9 protein-coding genes are annotated in these 14569 nt (G+C 72.6%); all 9 read right to left on the minus strand.

The features are described 5' to 3' along the window. Positions 1–128: 128 nt before the first annotated feature. Positions 129–1190, minus strand: coding sequence for a hypothetical protein (locus WME75_RS39060; protein WP_437481689.1), 1062 nt, complete (start codon positions 1188–1190; stop codon positions 129–131). A 29-nt stretch (positions 1191–1219) separates the two neighbouring features. Further along, the gene (locus WME75_RS39065; protein ID WP_437481690.1) at positions 1220–2272 is read right to left on the minus strand and encodes a hypothetical protein; all 1053 of its coding nucleotides are present in this window, start codon (positions 2270–2272) and stop codon (positions 1220–1222) included. Then, positions 2269–4476: a hypothetical protein gene (locus tag WME75_RS39070; RefSeq protein WP_437481691.1), complete on the minus strand. Its 2208-nt coding sequence runs from the start codon at positions 4474–4476 to the stop codon at positions 2269–2271. The genes WME75_RS39065 and WME75_RS39070 overlap by 4 nt, the downstream gene beginning before the upstream one ends. Further along, entirely contained in the window at positions 4473–5888 is a 1416-nt protein-coding gene (locus WME75_RS39075; protein ID WP_437481692.1) for a hypothetical protein, read from the minus strand. The genes WME75_RS39070 and WME75_RS39075 overlap by 4 nt, the downstream gene beginning before the upstream one ends. Before the next feature lie 545 nt (positions 5889–6433). After that, positions 6434–7414 carry a hypothetical protein gene (locus WME75_RS39080; protein WP_437481693.1) on the minus strand — a complete coding sequence of 327 codons (981 nt, stop codon included), beginning with the start codon at positions 7412–7414 and terminating at the stop codon, positions 6434–6436. 531 nt (positions 7415–7945) lie between these two features. Next, positions 7946–9493, minus strand: coding sequence for a hypothetical protein (locus WME75_RS39085; protein WP_437481694.1), 1548 nt, complete (start codon positions 9491–9493; stop codon positions 7946–7948). 45 nt (positions 9494–9538) lie between these two features. Beyond that, positions 9539–11149, minus strand: coding sequence for a hypothetical protein (locus tag WME75_RS39090; RefSeq protein ID WP_437481695.1), 1611 nt, complete (start codon positions 11147–11149; stop codon positions 9539–9541). Between the two features lie 394 nt (positions 11150–11543). Beyond that, positions 11544–12710, minus strand: coding sequence for a trypsin-like peptidase domain-containing protein (locus tag WME75_RS39095; protein ID WP_437481696.1), 1167 nt, complete (start codon positions 12708–12710; stop codon positions 11544–11546). Next, positions 12707–14536 carry a hypothetical protein gene (locus WME75_RS39100; RefSeq protein WP_437481697.1) on the minus strand — a complete coding sequence of 610 codons (1830 nt, stop codon included), beginning with the start codon at positions 14534–14536 and terminating at the stop codon, positions 12707–12709. The genes WME75_RS39095 and WME75_RS39100 overlap by 4 nt, the downstream gene beginning before the upstream one ends. Positions 14537–14569 lie beyond the last annotated feature (33 nt).

Consider the following 14569-nt stretch of genomic DNA (forward strand, 5'->3'; position numbering starts at 1 on the left):
CGCCCCTCCCTAATCGCGCGCTCCGCGCGCTCAGGGAGGGGGGCGCCGTCTGGTATCTGCGGCCGGGGTGTGAAGTCCGGAGAGCCGGGGTGTGAAGTCCGGAGAAGGGAGCGGATGCACGACCTGCGTCAGGACATCAGGCCGAGCGCGAAGAGCGCGTCGGCCCAGAGCGGCCAGAGCGTGCGGTAGGGGTGGGTCGCCAGCAAGATGCCACCGTTCGGGAGGCGCCGGACGTGGAACCGGGCGTGATCCACCAGGAAGTAGACGTGCTCGCCCGTCAATTCCACCCAGGTGAGGGACCCGCCGCCGCGGGTGAACCCCTCACCGCGCGCCCGGGCCTGCACCGTCAGGTTGTGGATCTCCTCGGCGCGTGGCTCCGCGGCGCGCCACGCCTCGTCGGGCACATCGGCGGCGGCCACGAGCGCCTCGATCAGGGCGGAGCCCGGCATGGCCAGCGCCTTGAGGACGGTCTCGCGGGAGAGCGGGATCGAGCGCCCGCTCTTGTCCGTCGGAACCACGCGCGCCCCGGCCGGCGCGGCGTCAATACGCGCGTGCAGCGCCTCCAGCGACATGCCCGCGATCAACGAGACCTTTTCCTTGTCGTGGAGGCTGACCCACGACAGGGCCAGATCGCGCGCGATGTCGCGGGCGTCCGCGTTGTACGTCGCGCACATCGAGACCGGCGCGAGCCAGGTCCACGCGCTCGTGCAGCCGCCGGTCGAGACGCGCCTGCTCGCGTCGGGCGCGCAGAGGCGGAGCAGCAGGTCCTCGAGGTAGTCCAGAACGATGTGCCACGTGAGCTCGGCTTCCGCCTCCACGGAGCGCGGTCCGCTGCCCAGGGCGAGGTACAAATCCAGCGGGAGAATGTCCGCCATGTCGGCAGAGACCAGGTGGATGGGGCCCCTCGGCTTGAGACGTTCGCTCTTGCCGGTGAAGCAGCGATAGTGGCCATAGAATGAGCGCCGGTCGTCGAGCTCCATGGCGAAGTAGGTGTCGGCATCGGTGCGTCCGAAGTGGGCGCGGATCATCGCGACCGCCTCGTCCACGAAGTTCACGGTGCGATCCACGTCGGAGCCCATCGTCACGCTGATATACCTCCCCGGGATCACGAGCGCCGGCAACGCCGCCGCGAACGCGTCGACCCGCTCTGCCTCGTCACACCAGGCGAAGAAGTACGGCCCTGGTTTCATCCTTGGTTCACCCTCATGAGGTTGCTGGGTCAGGGCATCAGGCCGAGCGAGAAGAGCGCGTCGACCCAGAGCGGCCAGAGCGAGCGGAACGGGTGGGTCGCCAGGATCACGCCGCCGCCCGCGAGGCGGCGCACGTGAAAAGGCGCGTGCTTTCGGAGGAAGCGGACGTGGGCGCGCGTGTCCGTGTGCACCTGCCACGTCGGCGGGCCTTCGCCCGTCTCCGCGATCTCGCTCGTCAGCGCCAGGATCTCTCTCGCGCGCGGCTCGGCGGCGCGCCACGCCTCGTCGGGCGCCGCCGCGGCCTCGAGCGCCTCCAGCAGGGCGGAGGGCGGCGTTGCCAGCGCCTTGAGGACGGTCTCGCGGGAGAGGGAGTGTGCGCGGTCGCTTCCGCCCTTGAGCGGGATGCGCGCCCCGGCCGGCGCGGCTTCCACCCGCGCGCGGAGCGCTTCCAGCGACAGGCCCGCGTTGCGCGATACCATCTCCTTGTCGTGGCGCTGCAGCCACGAGAGGGCGAGATCGCGCGCGATGTCCCGCGCGTCCGCGTTGTACGTCGCGCACATGCGCACCGGTGCGATCCAGTCTCCTGCGTTCGTGCATGCGCCGGTGCGGACGCGGCCGCTCGCGTCCGGCGCGCAGAGGCGGAGCAGGAGGTCCTCGAGGTCATCCCGGAGCAGGTGCCACGCGACCGCGGCCTCGGCCTCGATCGAGCGCGGGCCCCTGCCCCAGGCGAGCTCGAGGAGAGAGCAGAGAAACGTACGCTGGTCGCACGTGGTCATGTGGATGGGGCCGGCCGAGATGTCACGAGCGGCCTCTTCGGTGTAACAGTGGCAGCTGCAACCGAAGAGGCGCTTGGTGCCGCCCAGCACGACGTCGAGGCCTGCTCCACCGGAAGGACCTGCGGCGAACTCGGTTCGGATCATCGCGACCGCCTCGTCCATGGAGGTCGTGTAGAATAGGCCGCCGTCTGTCATCATGCTGATACGAGTCCCTGGATGCATGAGCGCCGGCAGCGCCGCCAGGAACGCGTCGAGCGTCTCTGCCGCATCACACCCGGCGAAGAACGACGGCCCTGATTCACTCATAGCTGGGTCACCTTGATGGGGTGATTGAATCCTTTCAGGGTCACCTTCTTGCGCGTCTTTGTGTTGAAGAGGTACCCATCCTTGACGGCATAGGTATCTTTCGGCTTGAATTTCGCACCGCGCGTCATGATGAGCTCGACATGCTCGACATCCCCCGCGACTCCCTTCTTCCGTAGCCCCTCCATCCCGTTCGACAACTGCTTGAACACATCGTCTAGCTCAACCGGGTTGCCCCCTTTCACTTCGCTCACGATCAGCTTCTGCCCGCGGGTGACCGTCACGAAGTCAGGAGCCTTCCCACCGGACATGCCGGGGAGCGACTCGTCTGGAAGGCCGAGCATCTTGCGCACGCCGCCGTCTCCGACGCCGAGGAGCGCCCGCTCGTCGCGGGTCATGAAACTGATCGCCGCCTTCTCGAAGGTGTTGAACCCGTTCTTCGTGACGTGCCCCTCCAGCGTCTTGTACCCGCGGAGCCTCCATACCTCGAACCCCTTGACAACGACCTTATCGACCTCCGCGATCTCCCCGGCGATCCGGATCCCACGCGGCGGTAGCGCGCCGGCGGCAGCAACGCCGTGCCAGATGTGCCCGACCGCCCCGAGCCCGAAGCCCAGCCCCGAGAAGATCCGCTCCTCGTCGCTGAGCTCTCGCCCCGACGGCACACACCACTCCTTGCCCGTTACCGCCTCGCACAGGTCGAGCGCCGGCCCGACCACCGGCACGAACCCCACCCCGATGCGCGTCGTCGCGTGCACCAGCGTCTGCATCACCTCGCCGTACGCCTCGAAGCCCTCGCCTACGGTCGACATCGCCCCCGCGAACGCGCTGATCGTCTGGTAGAGCTGCGTCTGCTCCAGGTCGAGCCCGTCCCCCGTCCACTGGTTCAGGCTGTCCTTCATCTGATCCGCGAGCACATCGAACCGCGGCTTGAGCACCCTGTCCACCTGCGCCCGCAGGTCCGGCGGCACCGGCGAGTCCTCGAACCAGTCCGACGCATCCATGAACTGCCGCACGAACCCGGTGATCCGGTTCTGCGCCTTCAGGAACGCGTTCGTCTCCGTCAGCGACACCCCCATCCGATCGCGCAGCGCGATCTCCAGCGCCGCGCTGTTCGCCCGCCACGCCCTCACGTTCGCCACGAAGTCCGCCCGAAGGACCACCACCCGACCGCTGACGTCCGCCTCCAGCGCCGCGATCACCGCGTCCGCGTACGCCGCGTACGGGTCCCTCCCCTCGTCGAACGCCCCGTCCACTGCCGAGATGTCCGGCACCTCGACCCACGGCACCTCGCTCTCCCCGAGCGCGTACGCCCCCGCGTCGTCCGGGTTCCACCCCTCGTCGCGCGCGTCCTGCGTCGCCAGGTCCGCCACCTCGTCCGCCTGCGCGCCGAACTCGTCCATCAGCCGCGCGAGCTCGTCCTCGAGATCGCTGACGCTCTTCTTCAGATCGTCGACGAGCTGCTCCATCGCGGCGCGCGTCTCCGCGCCGACCGCGTCCTTGTACCGGTCGAGGATCGCGTCGAGATCGGTCCTCGAGATCTCGTCGAGCGGCCGGCTGACCAGGTCCTTCAGCTCGGTGTCGAGCTGCTGGAGCAGGTCCATCTTCTCCGCCAGGCGCGCCACCCGCGGGGCGTTCGCCACGAGCGCCTTGCGCTCCTTGGCGATCTCGGCGAGCAGGATCTCGATGTCGCGCGCGAGCGCCGGGTTGATCTCCGCGAGGCTCAGGTCGAGGGTCGTGTCGCCGGAGAACGCCACCCCGCGCCGCCGGACGTCGAAGAGCGGCTTGTTCAGCCCGAGCGGCACCGACACGAGGTTCACCACCTCGCGCGCGTTGACGCAGGTGTTGTCGCCCCCCTCCCTGCTGACGTGGAAGTGGAAGTCGTTCATGCCCATCCCGAGCAGCACCGAATCGAACGCCGCCTCCATCCGATTGCTCTCCGAGCCGTCGTCATGGAACGCGAACTCGCCCGGGACCTCGTAGGTGGGAAGCGGCGTATCGTTCACGCGGAAGTACGCCGCTCCAGGGTTGAGGAGCTCGGGGGTGAGGCACCCCGGGTTGAACTGGGTGGAGACCCAGTCGAGGGTGTACGACGTGCCGGCCCACGCGAACGACGGCGACACCACCGCCAGCGCTGTGACCAGCACGAGCCTCTGGAACACCGCGGCGCTCCAGCGGCGCCGCGCAACCTTCTTCGTCCGGCTCATGTCCCCTCCGCGCCGCGCACGGCGGCGTCATACGCCATCGCGGCGCCCTTCACGTCACCCGCGTCGAGCCTCGCCTGCGCCGCGTCGAGCGCCGCCGCGGCCATCCCCTTCTCCCGCAGCGCCGCCAGGCCCTCCGCGATCTTCCGCGGCAGCCCCGTCCTGAGCTCGGCCTCCGCGACGTCGAACCGCTCCCGAAGTGCCGCGCACCCGGCCTCGCGCCACGACGACCCCGCCGTCCCGCAGAGCGGCCGCATCTGCACGAGCCCCGCCAGCTCCCCGCACCGCTCGGCCAGCAGCGGCAGCCCGAGCTTCTCGCTCACCGGCGGCGCCGCCGACAGCGCCGCGACCTGCGCGCGCGCACGCTCCCCGAAGGCGTCCGACGCCTTGCGGGTCCGCGCCCCTGCGATCGCCTCGCGCGTCCCCTCGTCCATCTGCAGCACGCGGAGCGCCTGCCGGCGCAGCGCGATGCCGCCGAGCAGCGCCGTCGCCGTCGCGTCGCTCCGGGCGACCCGCCGCTCCGCGTAGCCCAGCATCGCGTTCAGCGACCGCAGCGCCCCCGAGGTCATGTCCGGCAGGACCGCGCCGTGCGTCGCGAGGAACTCCCGGTGCGGCGCCATCACCTCGTCGAAGGAGGCCGCGAAGACCTGGAGCGCCGCCGACGACCTCAGGATCTCGGCGGCGAGCTCGCCGGGCGCCCGGCTCGCCTCGCGCGCCGCCGCGAGCACCGCCTGCTCCACGCCGTCGAGGCCGTCGATGTCCGACCGCGACGCCTGCTCCGACAGCGCCGCGTACGCCGCCGTCTCCGCCGCCTCGGTCGCGCGGTACGCGGCGAAGCGCGCCGCGACGCCCGCGTACTTCGATCGCAGCGGGGCCGCGTCGCTCCGGGCCTGGTCGAAGATCGCCTGCACGACCGCCATGGCCTGCTTGTCGGCCGCGAGCGCGGCGGCGAGCGGCTCCGTCTCGGCGCTCGCCTTCTCGATCATCGCCGCCTTGAAGCTGCCTGTCGCGTCGACCGGCGCCTGCGCGAGCAGCGCCCTCTGGCGGTCCCTCGCCTCGTCGAGCAGCGACTCGAGCTTGCCCGAGAGCGTCGCCCGCAGCGACTCGGCGTTCCTCGCGTCGTCCCGCACGTAGTCGATCGCCTCGTCCACATGGCGGAACCAGACGTCGAGCGAGTAGTCGCTCGCGACGATCTCCTCCAGCGTCTTGTTGTTCGGCCACGTGGCCCACACCTCGATGGGCAGCGCGCCATCCTTCTCAGCCTGGGTCCACGCGGCGCCAGGGCCCAGGTTCTCGCCCACGCAGTGCTCCTCGCCGCCCACCGAGGCCGCGCAGAAGCTACCGAACGTGCGGTCCTCCCGCTCCCACAAACACCCGGCCCCCACCGCGCCAAGCGCCAGGACGCCAACAGCCACCGCAAAGATCGTCCTCCGTCGCCACGGTCTCGATCTCTCGCTCATGCTCATTCCCTCCACCCCGCGATTTTTCTCGCCCGTGCACGCTCACCCGCACGTTTTCTAGACGCAAGCGTCCTCACGAAAGCGGTAGGACATTGCTCGGCCGAGGAACGCGTCCCCGCTCTCCCTTCCTCCGCCCTCGGCATACCGGCCGTGGCCCTGTGCCTCAGTCGCTAAGTAGGTCCTGACCGCCGATTTCACGGCACGCGGCGCAGTCAGTCGGAACAGCTTCATGACGTCCCGCAGGCGGGGCCGATGCGCCCCGCGCCGGTGGCGCCCCCACGCGCGCTGGTTGCAAAATCAGCGGTAGAAACCCACCTCTGCTGCGCAGCTGTTCGTCCACTGTGGCTGGCCACGTAGATCCACGGGAAATGGATGCGAGTTAGCCCCCGGCGAGGGTCCGCCCGTAAAGGCGCCGGCGAGGGCGTGATGAAAAGGAAGAGGGCCCAGGTTGCAGCCTGAGCCCTCGGTCGACGCTCGGCTCCGAGCAGAGCGCTATTGGCTCAGACCACCGCGTCGTCGCCTTCGAGCGGATCCTCCTCGTCCGGCGGCGCGCCGCCGGCGCCGCCACTTCCAGCGCTGCCGCTGCCAGCCGCGCCGCCGCCTCCTCCGCCGGACGTCTCGGTCGCTTTCTTCCTGGTGCTCCGGCTGAAGAGCCGCCGCGTCGCGATCGGCACCAGCCGCGGAATGCTCGGATCCTGCTCGTTGGCGCGCTCGAACACCCGCACGATCTGCTCCAGCAGGATCAGGTTGATGCCGTCGGCCCGGTCGAGATCGCCGCTCGTGACCTTCTGGCCCGCGGGGCGCGCGGCCGCGGTCTTCGCCGCCTGGGTCAGCTCCTTGCCGGTCTCTTCAAGGCGCTCTACGTAGTCCTGGTCGAGCCGCATCAGCTTGGCGCGGACGGCGAGGGGGCCCTTTTTCTGCGCGAGGTAGCGCTTGCCGAGCGCGGCGAGCTGGGTGAGCCCGCGCGCGAGCGCGCCAGGATCTTCCGCGGTGCCGACCGCCTGCGCGAGCTCTTCGCGCGCCGCCTTGCCCGAGCCGGCGACGCCGCGAAGGACCTCGTAGGCCTGGTCGCGCAGGAGCAGCGCGCGCGAGAGCCGCTCGCGCAGCGCCGCGTCCGTCGTGGCGCGCGCCGCGTCCTTCTTCTGCCCGGCGCTCTCGTGCGCCTCGAGCAGCCGCTCCAGCGCGAGCGCCTGCTCGACCGCGAGCGCGAGCAGCTCCGGCGAGAAGCCGCGCAGCTTCTCCCGCTTCTCCTTCGACGCGCCCGACCAGCACGCGTGCGCCGTCGCGTAGAGGCGGCGCAGATCGGTCAAGACACGCGAGGAGGCGATCTGCCGCCCTCGCTCGACGAGCTGGGATTCGGTCGTGCCGTCGAGCAAGGCCTCGAGGATGCCGGGTTCCGGCTTGCCGAGCCGCGCAGCGAGGGATTCGAGCGTGGGATCGTTGTCATCGGTCTCTTCGGGAGGAGAGATAGGTTTGGCCATCAGCGCAGGCTAAGGGGGTGCGGAGCGGCATGTCGAGGGAGTGGCAAGATCTGGCCATGGCGAAAGCGAGCGCCGGGGAGCGTGCCCGTGGATGGCGACAGCGCGGCGCCCGACGCGCAAGCGCGCGGCGCGGAATCGTCGGCATCGCGGCGGAGGGCGTCGTCATTCCGGGAGGGGGCCATCGTCATCTGAGGTGGACGTCGTCGTGATCCGGCCGGGAGCCATCTGCATCCGCCCCGGAGGCATCGGCATCGAGGCTGGGGCCCGCCGGCATGCGGCCGGAGCCCATCAGCATCCGGCCGGACCCCATCGGCATCGGGCGGCGAGCCATCGTCATCCGGCCCGGAGACGTCGTCATCGAGGCGGGTACCCGCCGTCATCCGACGGGGGGTTCATCGTCATCCGAGGTGGAACCTGTCGTCATCCGGCGGAGACCCATCGTCATCCGCTCGCCGGATAGGCCGGGCTACCGCTCCTGCCCGTCGGACGCCGCGTCGCGAACGAGCCCGACGGGGGCGGCGCCGGCCGGCCTCACGGCGTGAAGCGGTACGTCTCGGCGGCGAAGCCGTCGTCGCCCTTGTCACCGTCCAGCTTGTCAGTCAAGCCGCCCTCACCCGGCGCGCCGAGCTCGATGGTGACGTTCTCCAGGGTGAGCTGATCCTCGGACACGTAGGCGATGCCGATCGATGGCCCCCCCGTACCGCCGCCGCCGTGCCCCCCGACGCCGCCGTAGCCACCCGAGCCGCCTTTGCAGGCCCGAGAACCATCTGCCTGCAGTTGCCCTCCGGTTCCACCGGACCCGCCATACCCGCCGTTCTGTCCGCGACCACCCCGGCCGCCGTGCCCGCCGCTGCCCGGTTCGATCGCGACCTCGCGCAACGTCGCTCTGGCGCCCGCGAAGGCGACGATGCCGATGCTGGCGCCCCCATAGCCGCCCCCGCCGCCCGCGTTGCCGCCGCAACCGCCGGAGCCGCCGGAGCCCCCGGACGCGCCGCCTTTCGGGGACGCGCCGCACGCGGCCGCGCCGCCGACAGAGCCCCCGCCCCCGCCGGCCGTTCCGGGCGCGCCGGCCTTGCCGTCGGTTCCGCTCTCACCCACCCAGCCCGCCCGGGTCATCCGCCCCGGGCCGCGTCCGCTCCGGCCGTCCGCGCCGGGCTCCCCTTCCTGCCCCGGTTTCCCGTGCTCACACCGGTTCTCCTCCGCGCTCACCCCGCTGCCTCCGAGGCCATGGCCATCAGGGTTCGGGATTGGCAGCGGTATCCCGTCGCTCCCGGCCTCGCCGCGATCTGCGTGGCCATCGCCCCCTTTGCCGCCCGTGGACACGGAGCCGTCGTCGCAGACCGTGGCGACCGGTGCGCCTCCAGGCACGGTGCTGGCCGAGCAGCCGTCGTTCCCCGGGTTCCCGGGCGCTCCGTTGCGCGCTCGCTCCGGCTGGTCGACGCGCGTGCTGTTTCCGTGGGGCCCCCTCGCGCCATGGTTGACCACGACGTCGCTCCGGATCAGCTCCACCGCCGCGTTCGACTCGACGACGATCCCGTACGCGGTCTGGCCGGCATCGACGGTGTCGAACGGGCCGATCTGTCTGAAGTCCACATCCGTGAGCGTCGTGATGCCGTCGTCGAATCCCTGGCGCTCGCCCTCGTCCGGCACGATGGTCTGCGGGCCTTGTGTCCACGTGACCTGGAGTATCGTCCGCGACCAGTTCGCGTCGTACTGCCAGCCGTTATCGCAATTGAACCCGCCGTGGATGTCGATCCCGGAGGGAATGGTCAGGATCTCCGGGTAGACTCGGTTGCACGCGAACACGCGGCGCCGGCCGCCGCGTGCGAGCTCGATCGCGCGCTCCAGCGAGGTCGCCGGGCTCGCCATCGTGCCATCCCCGCTCCGGACCGATGCGGAGATAGCGAAGACGCCGCAGCCGTCGACCGCCCTGTGCGCGGCGAGCGCCTCGAGGCAGTCGGCCTCCGTCGGCGCCGCCCCACCACACCCCACCCCGCCGTCGCAGCGGTCGGCCGTTCCACACCCCGCGGAGGCGAGCGCAAACAGCACCACCGCCCCCGCCACTACCCTCTGTTGCATCGCTCTCCCTCGTGAATCGGCGATTCGGCATGGGCACGCCGCGGTTCACCGCGGTGGCTCGATCAGCTGCTCCAACGACCAGATTTCCTGGGCGAGGCCATCGTCTCCTCGGCCGAGCCGTCGGTCGGAGCCGCCATCCGCCCCTCCCTTGCCCGCCTTGTCCAGCGTAACGACTGTGCTCTCCTTGAGATCGATGCCGCCGTGCACTCGGGCGACGGCGAGGGAGTACCCCCCGAGCCCGCCGCCGCCGCCGCCGCCCGGGCCGCCCCGCCCTCCGTGGCCGCCCTCGCAGGCATATTCTTCCTGTCCCCCGTTCATTCCGGCCGCTCCTCCGATGCCGCCCGCCCGCCCGTAGCCCCCGGCCTGCCCGCGTCCGCCGCGCCCGCCGTCGCCCCCCATCCCCACGGTGATCCTCGAGTGCTCGACGACCACCTCCGCCCCCACCGTGAGGATGCCGATGCTCGAGCCGCCCGCCTGCCCGGCGCCGCCCCCGCGACCGCCGCAGCCGCCGCCCCCGCCCGAGCCACCGGATGCGCCGCTCTGGGGCTCCGTGCTCGCGCAGACGCCGCTCCCTCGCGTTCCGCCGCCGCCGCCACCGCCCCGGCCGATCGTGCCAGGAGTCCCCGCTTCGCCCCACGCGCCGTGCCACCCTTCGGCGCTGGCGCGCGCGGCCTTCTGCTCGCCGCCCTCGCCCGACGCGCCCGCTGCGCCGTCCTGTCCGGCCTCGCCCGCGTCACACGCGTCGGTCCCGGCTACCCCCTTCCCGCCTTGGCCGCCGACCCGCGGAGCCAGTGCGGGATCACGCTCGATCACCGCGCCGTTCTCGCCGTCGCCGCCGCGACTGCGATCGCCGAAACCGCCGCGACCGCCGATCGACGTGCTGCCGTCGGGGCAGAGCGTCACCGTGGGCAAGGCGCCGTGCACGGGCTCCTCCGAGCAGGCCGCATCACCATGGTTCCCACGCGCGCCGTCCTCCGCGACCTCGAGCGGCGCGTCCTCGCCGGGCGCGCCGGGCGCGCCGTTGCCCGCGATGATCTCGCTCCACCTCACCTCCACGTCGGCGTCGTCCGTCACGATCAGCGCGATCGACGAGCCGCCCGGTTCGGTCGCGTCCGCCGCCACGAGCCGCACGCCGAACAGGAGCGAGCGCGGGTCGCTGGAAAAGAGGTCCGAGAGGACGGCGCCATGGGCGTGCACCCGGACCGGCACGCGGCCGGCGGGCGGCGCGACGACGGTCGGGTGGTCCGCGCCGAGGTAGGCCCAGTCCTCGCGCCCGCAGGCGCGGCCTCCCCAGATCTCGACGCCCGACGGCAGGCGCACCGCCTCGTGGAAGTCCTCCGCGCACGCATAGACGTGCGGCTTTCCCTCCAGCAGCGCCTTCTGGACCGCGTGCTGCAAGGTCCTCACGGGCTCTTGCCTCGTCCCCGCGCGGGCGTCGTCTCCGCGGCCCGCGACGAACACGCCGCACGCCTCTTTCGCTGGCGTCGTGGCGGGGTCGCCGGCACACGAAAGCGGGGAGGACGGCGGCGGCTCGCAGCTCAAGGTCTCGGCGCAGTCGTCGGAATAGCCGACGACGGCGCCGCACGAGATCATCGCCCAGCTCAGCGCGAGAGCGGTGATCGACGCTCCCGACGCGCCCGCGACAACGCGCTTCATGGCGCCCGACGTTACACGGCCGCAGTAAGAGCCTGCAACGACGCTGGGGCTGGAGGCGACAAGGAGGCGGAGAGGGAGGACAAGCCCTCGAGGCATGAGAAAACCCGTCGAGATGAGGCAATGGGTACCTGGTGGCATTGCCTGGACGTACGGCACCGCCACGCGCGGCACCGAGCGCGCCGGTCCCATCGATCGACACGAGCGCCACCGCGCGCCGACGCCGGCAGGCGGAGCGAGAGCGGCGCGCTTCACTCGACGCGGACGACCGTCCCCGCGGGCAGGCTCTCGGCGAAGGCGTCGCGCGCCGCGCGTACCTTCGTTCCGGCGACGAGCGCCTTCGCGAGCGTGACGGACTCCCTCCGGCACGCGTCCGACGCCTTCCCGCCCCGCCTCCTCAGCGCCCCGCCGACTCGAACCTCGGCGCCGCCTCGAACGTCTCCGCGAGCGTCCGCCGGTACTCGTCCGCGATCTGCACGAGCCCGTCGATGAGCAGCGCCGCATCGTGATCCGAGAAGCCCTCCAGCGACGCCACGCACGACACCGCGACCTCGTCGCCCGCGAGCGACACCCGGAACTCCCCCGTGGTCTGGTCGTTCATCGTGAGCAGGAACCGGTAGAACGGCTCGTGGTTCGCCGCCGGCAACCCCACGACCGGCGCGCGAAGCGACAGAAGACCCCCCGCCTCGTCGATCTCGATGTCCACCTGCGTCGCCGTCTCCGCCGCCGGGAACGGCCGCTGCGCGATCCGCCAGGCCCTCGGGCCGACGCGCGCCCGGTTGGCGATGATCCCGAGCGCCGACAGGCCCTGCCGGATCACCCGCTCGACGCCCGCGCGGGCCGGAGACGGCGCGAACGCGTGCGGCAGCAGCCGGCCGCAGCCCAGGCAGCGGTCGCTCTCGATGTCGAACGGCTCCTCGCACACCGGACAGCGGTACACCGGCGCCCGGTCGCGGAGCTCGGCGAGCGGCCGATCCACCGAGGCGAGCAGCGGCTGGAACGCGCCCGCCGGGAGCACGGCGCTGTGGCCCGGCAGCTCCCCGAGGACGCCGGACATCGCCGCGACCACCCCGATCACGCGCCCCTCCGGATCGAGCACCGGCGCGCCGAGCGGCGCCGCCACGTCGAGCTCGAACCCGGGGAGCTGCCCGTCGACCTTGCGCGCCGCATGGCAGACCCGCGCGACCGCGAGGCGCAGGCTCTGCCCCGGGAGACAGCTCAGCACCGCGGCGCGCTCGCCGAGCCGCGGCTCGGCCGGCGCGCGGACGGCGAGCGCCGCGACGCCCAGCGGCTCGCCCGGCGCGACAAGCGCCACGTCCCGGCCCACGTCGGCCGCGATCACGCGCCCCACCATGCTCCGGCCATCCTCGAACGTCAGCGTGACCTCGGTCGGGTAGCCGAGCCCCCGCCGGCTCGTCACCACGACGCCGTTGCCGAGCGCCACCCAGCCGGTCGTGACGAGCGCGCCGGCGCGGATCGCCACGACCGAGCGGCGGGCGCGGGCGACGCGCTCGTGGAGCAGGGCCAGATCGCCGTCGCCGTGCGCCGCGAGCTGCGACGTCATTGGGCCACGATCCTCGAGAGCGCCGTCATCAGCAGCTCGATCGTGCCCGGCTTGGCACCGTCACGCTGCGCGTAAGCGACGATGTCGCGCAGCCGCTGCTCCGTCTTGGCCGGCAGCTTCGTGCGCACGAGCAGCTCCGAGAGCGCGCCGAGCGCGAGGAAGTGGCGGAGCACCGGATCGGCCGGCGCACGCTCGATCTCGCGCAGGTAGCGGCCGAGGTGCTCGCGCGCGAGCGCCGCCGTGGTGAGCGGATCGATGTGCAGCCGCTTCTCCTCGGGCACCTGCCCGCGCAGCGTCACGAGGCGCTCCATCACGAGGAACGCCGGCTCGGCGACGCCCGCGGTGTTCGCGCGGCGCGAGCCGCCCTCGGCCTGGACGAGCTCGCGGGTCGCGGCCGCCGTGCAGCGGTAGAGGTGCGCCACCGCGTCGGGCATCGCCTCGCCGTGCTCGTAGATCGCCCGGAACACGGTGCACCGGATGAGGAGCACCATGACGCCCGGCCGCTCCTGGAAGCTGAGCGCCGCGCCGAGCACCTGCGCGTCCCGGAGCAGCTGGCAGAGCCGATCGGCCGGCGCGTTCGCCGCCTCGGGGCGCGACGGGATGCTCTGGCGCGACGGAGGATCGATCTCGACCTCCGGCAGCGCGGGCGGACGCACCGACACCGGCGTGGTCACGGCGGCCATGACGGAGGAGGTCGAGCGGCGAAACGGGACGGTGCGCGCGCTGCGGCGATCGCCGGCCTGCCCCGGCGTGTCCGCGGCCGGCGCGTGCTCGCCCGACAGCGGGCCCGCCGCCGGGCCCGCCGCCGCCGGCGGCTTGGCGGCGCCGCCGTCGGACCCCGGCATCGCCATGCTGCCGATCGCCCTGGACGCGGCGCCGCCGTCGTGGGCCGGCGGCAGGATGCCGGACTTGGGCGTGGGCGCGCCGCCGTTTTTCACCGACAGAGCGCCCGACGCGACGCCCAGCGACGCCGGAGCGGACGCGAGCGAGGGGGACAGGATGTCGGGGAGCACGTCCGCCTCGCGGATCGGGCGCGCGACCGACTCGGGCAGGCGCGGCAACGGGGGCGCCGCCCACGCCGAGAGCTCCTCGAGCGGCGCCCGCGCCGCCGAGACCGGCGTCGGCGGACCGGCGGCCCGCACCGACGGAGCGCCCTGAGAGCGGCCAGGCGCCGGCGGGCTGGAGAAGCTCTTGAGCGGCCGCGCGCGGCCGGCCGACGCCCACGTCAGGCTCGCCCGCTGCTCCTCCGAGAACGGCGGTCGCGCGTCGAACCAGGCGGCCATCGTCGCCGCGAGCCGCTGCGCCGCCTCGCCGCTCTCGCGCAGCGCGCCGCGCAGCGCCTCCGGCGTGAAGGCGGCGACGCGACCGACGCGGCGGAGCAGCAGCAGATCGTCCCGGAGGCAGAGCCGGAACGGCTCGGAGCCGCCGGAGAGCTCCAGCGCCGTCCGGAGGAGCGGCACCCGCTGCCGCTCCGCGACGCGGACGACCGGCACGTCGATCGACATCCGCTCGTTCGCCGCGTCGAGCGCGACAAAGAGCGTCGTCGCCCCGAACGGAACGATCCACCCCACGCCTTCCTGCAGCGTCGTCGCCTGGACGTTCGTCCCGGCCTCCGCCGAGGCGCAGTGGGCCACGAAGCGCACCGGGTCCCGCGTGCGCCACGCATCGACCGAGCTGCCGTCCCAGTCGGCGTCGGCGGGCGGCGGCCTGCGCGAGAGCGAGAGCGCCGGCGACCGGTCGACCCCGCACGCCTCGCACCGCGGCCCGCGCAGCGGGAAACCGCACGCTGCGCAGAAGTCGGAGGCCGGGCTCGAGGGGACCGCCACGCCGACAGCATACCTCAGCGCAAGGCCGAGGTG

This window comes from Sorangium sp. So ce1014 (assembly GCF_051521505.1).
Lineage (GTDB): Bacteria > Myxococcota_A > Polyangia > Polyangiales > Polyangiaceae > Sorangium.

Coding starts and splice junctions, on each gene's coding strand:
- WME75_RS39070 (WP_437481691.1), bottom strand. CDS start 4,476: ATGAGCCGGACGAAGAAGGTTGCGCGGCGCCGCTGGAGCGCCGCGGTG.
- WME75_RS39095 (WP_437481696.1), bottom strand. CDS start 12,710: ATGACGTCGCAGCTCGCGGCGCACGGCGACGGCGATCTGGCCCTGCTC.
- WME75_RS39085 (WP_437481694.1), bottom strand. CDS start 9,493: ATGCAACAGAGGGTAGTGGCGGGGGCGGTGGTGCTGTTTGCGCTCGCC.
- WME75_RS39060 (WP_437481689.1), bottom strand. CDS start 1,190: ATGAAACCAGGGCCGTACTTCTTCGCCTGGTGTGACGAGGCAGAGCGG.
- WME75_RS39090 (WP_437481695.1), bottom strand. CDS start 11,149: ATGAAGCGCGTTGTCGCGGGCGCGTCGGGAGCGTCGATCACCGCTCTC.
- WME75_RS39080 (WP_437481693.1), bottom strand. CDS start 7,414: ATGGCCAAACCTATCTCTCCTCCCGAAGAGACCGATGACAACGATCCC.
- WME75_RS39065 (WP_437481690.1), bottom strand. CDS start 2,272: ATGAGTGAATCAGGGCCGTCGTTCTTCGCCGGGTGTGATGCGGCAGAG.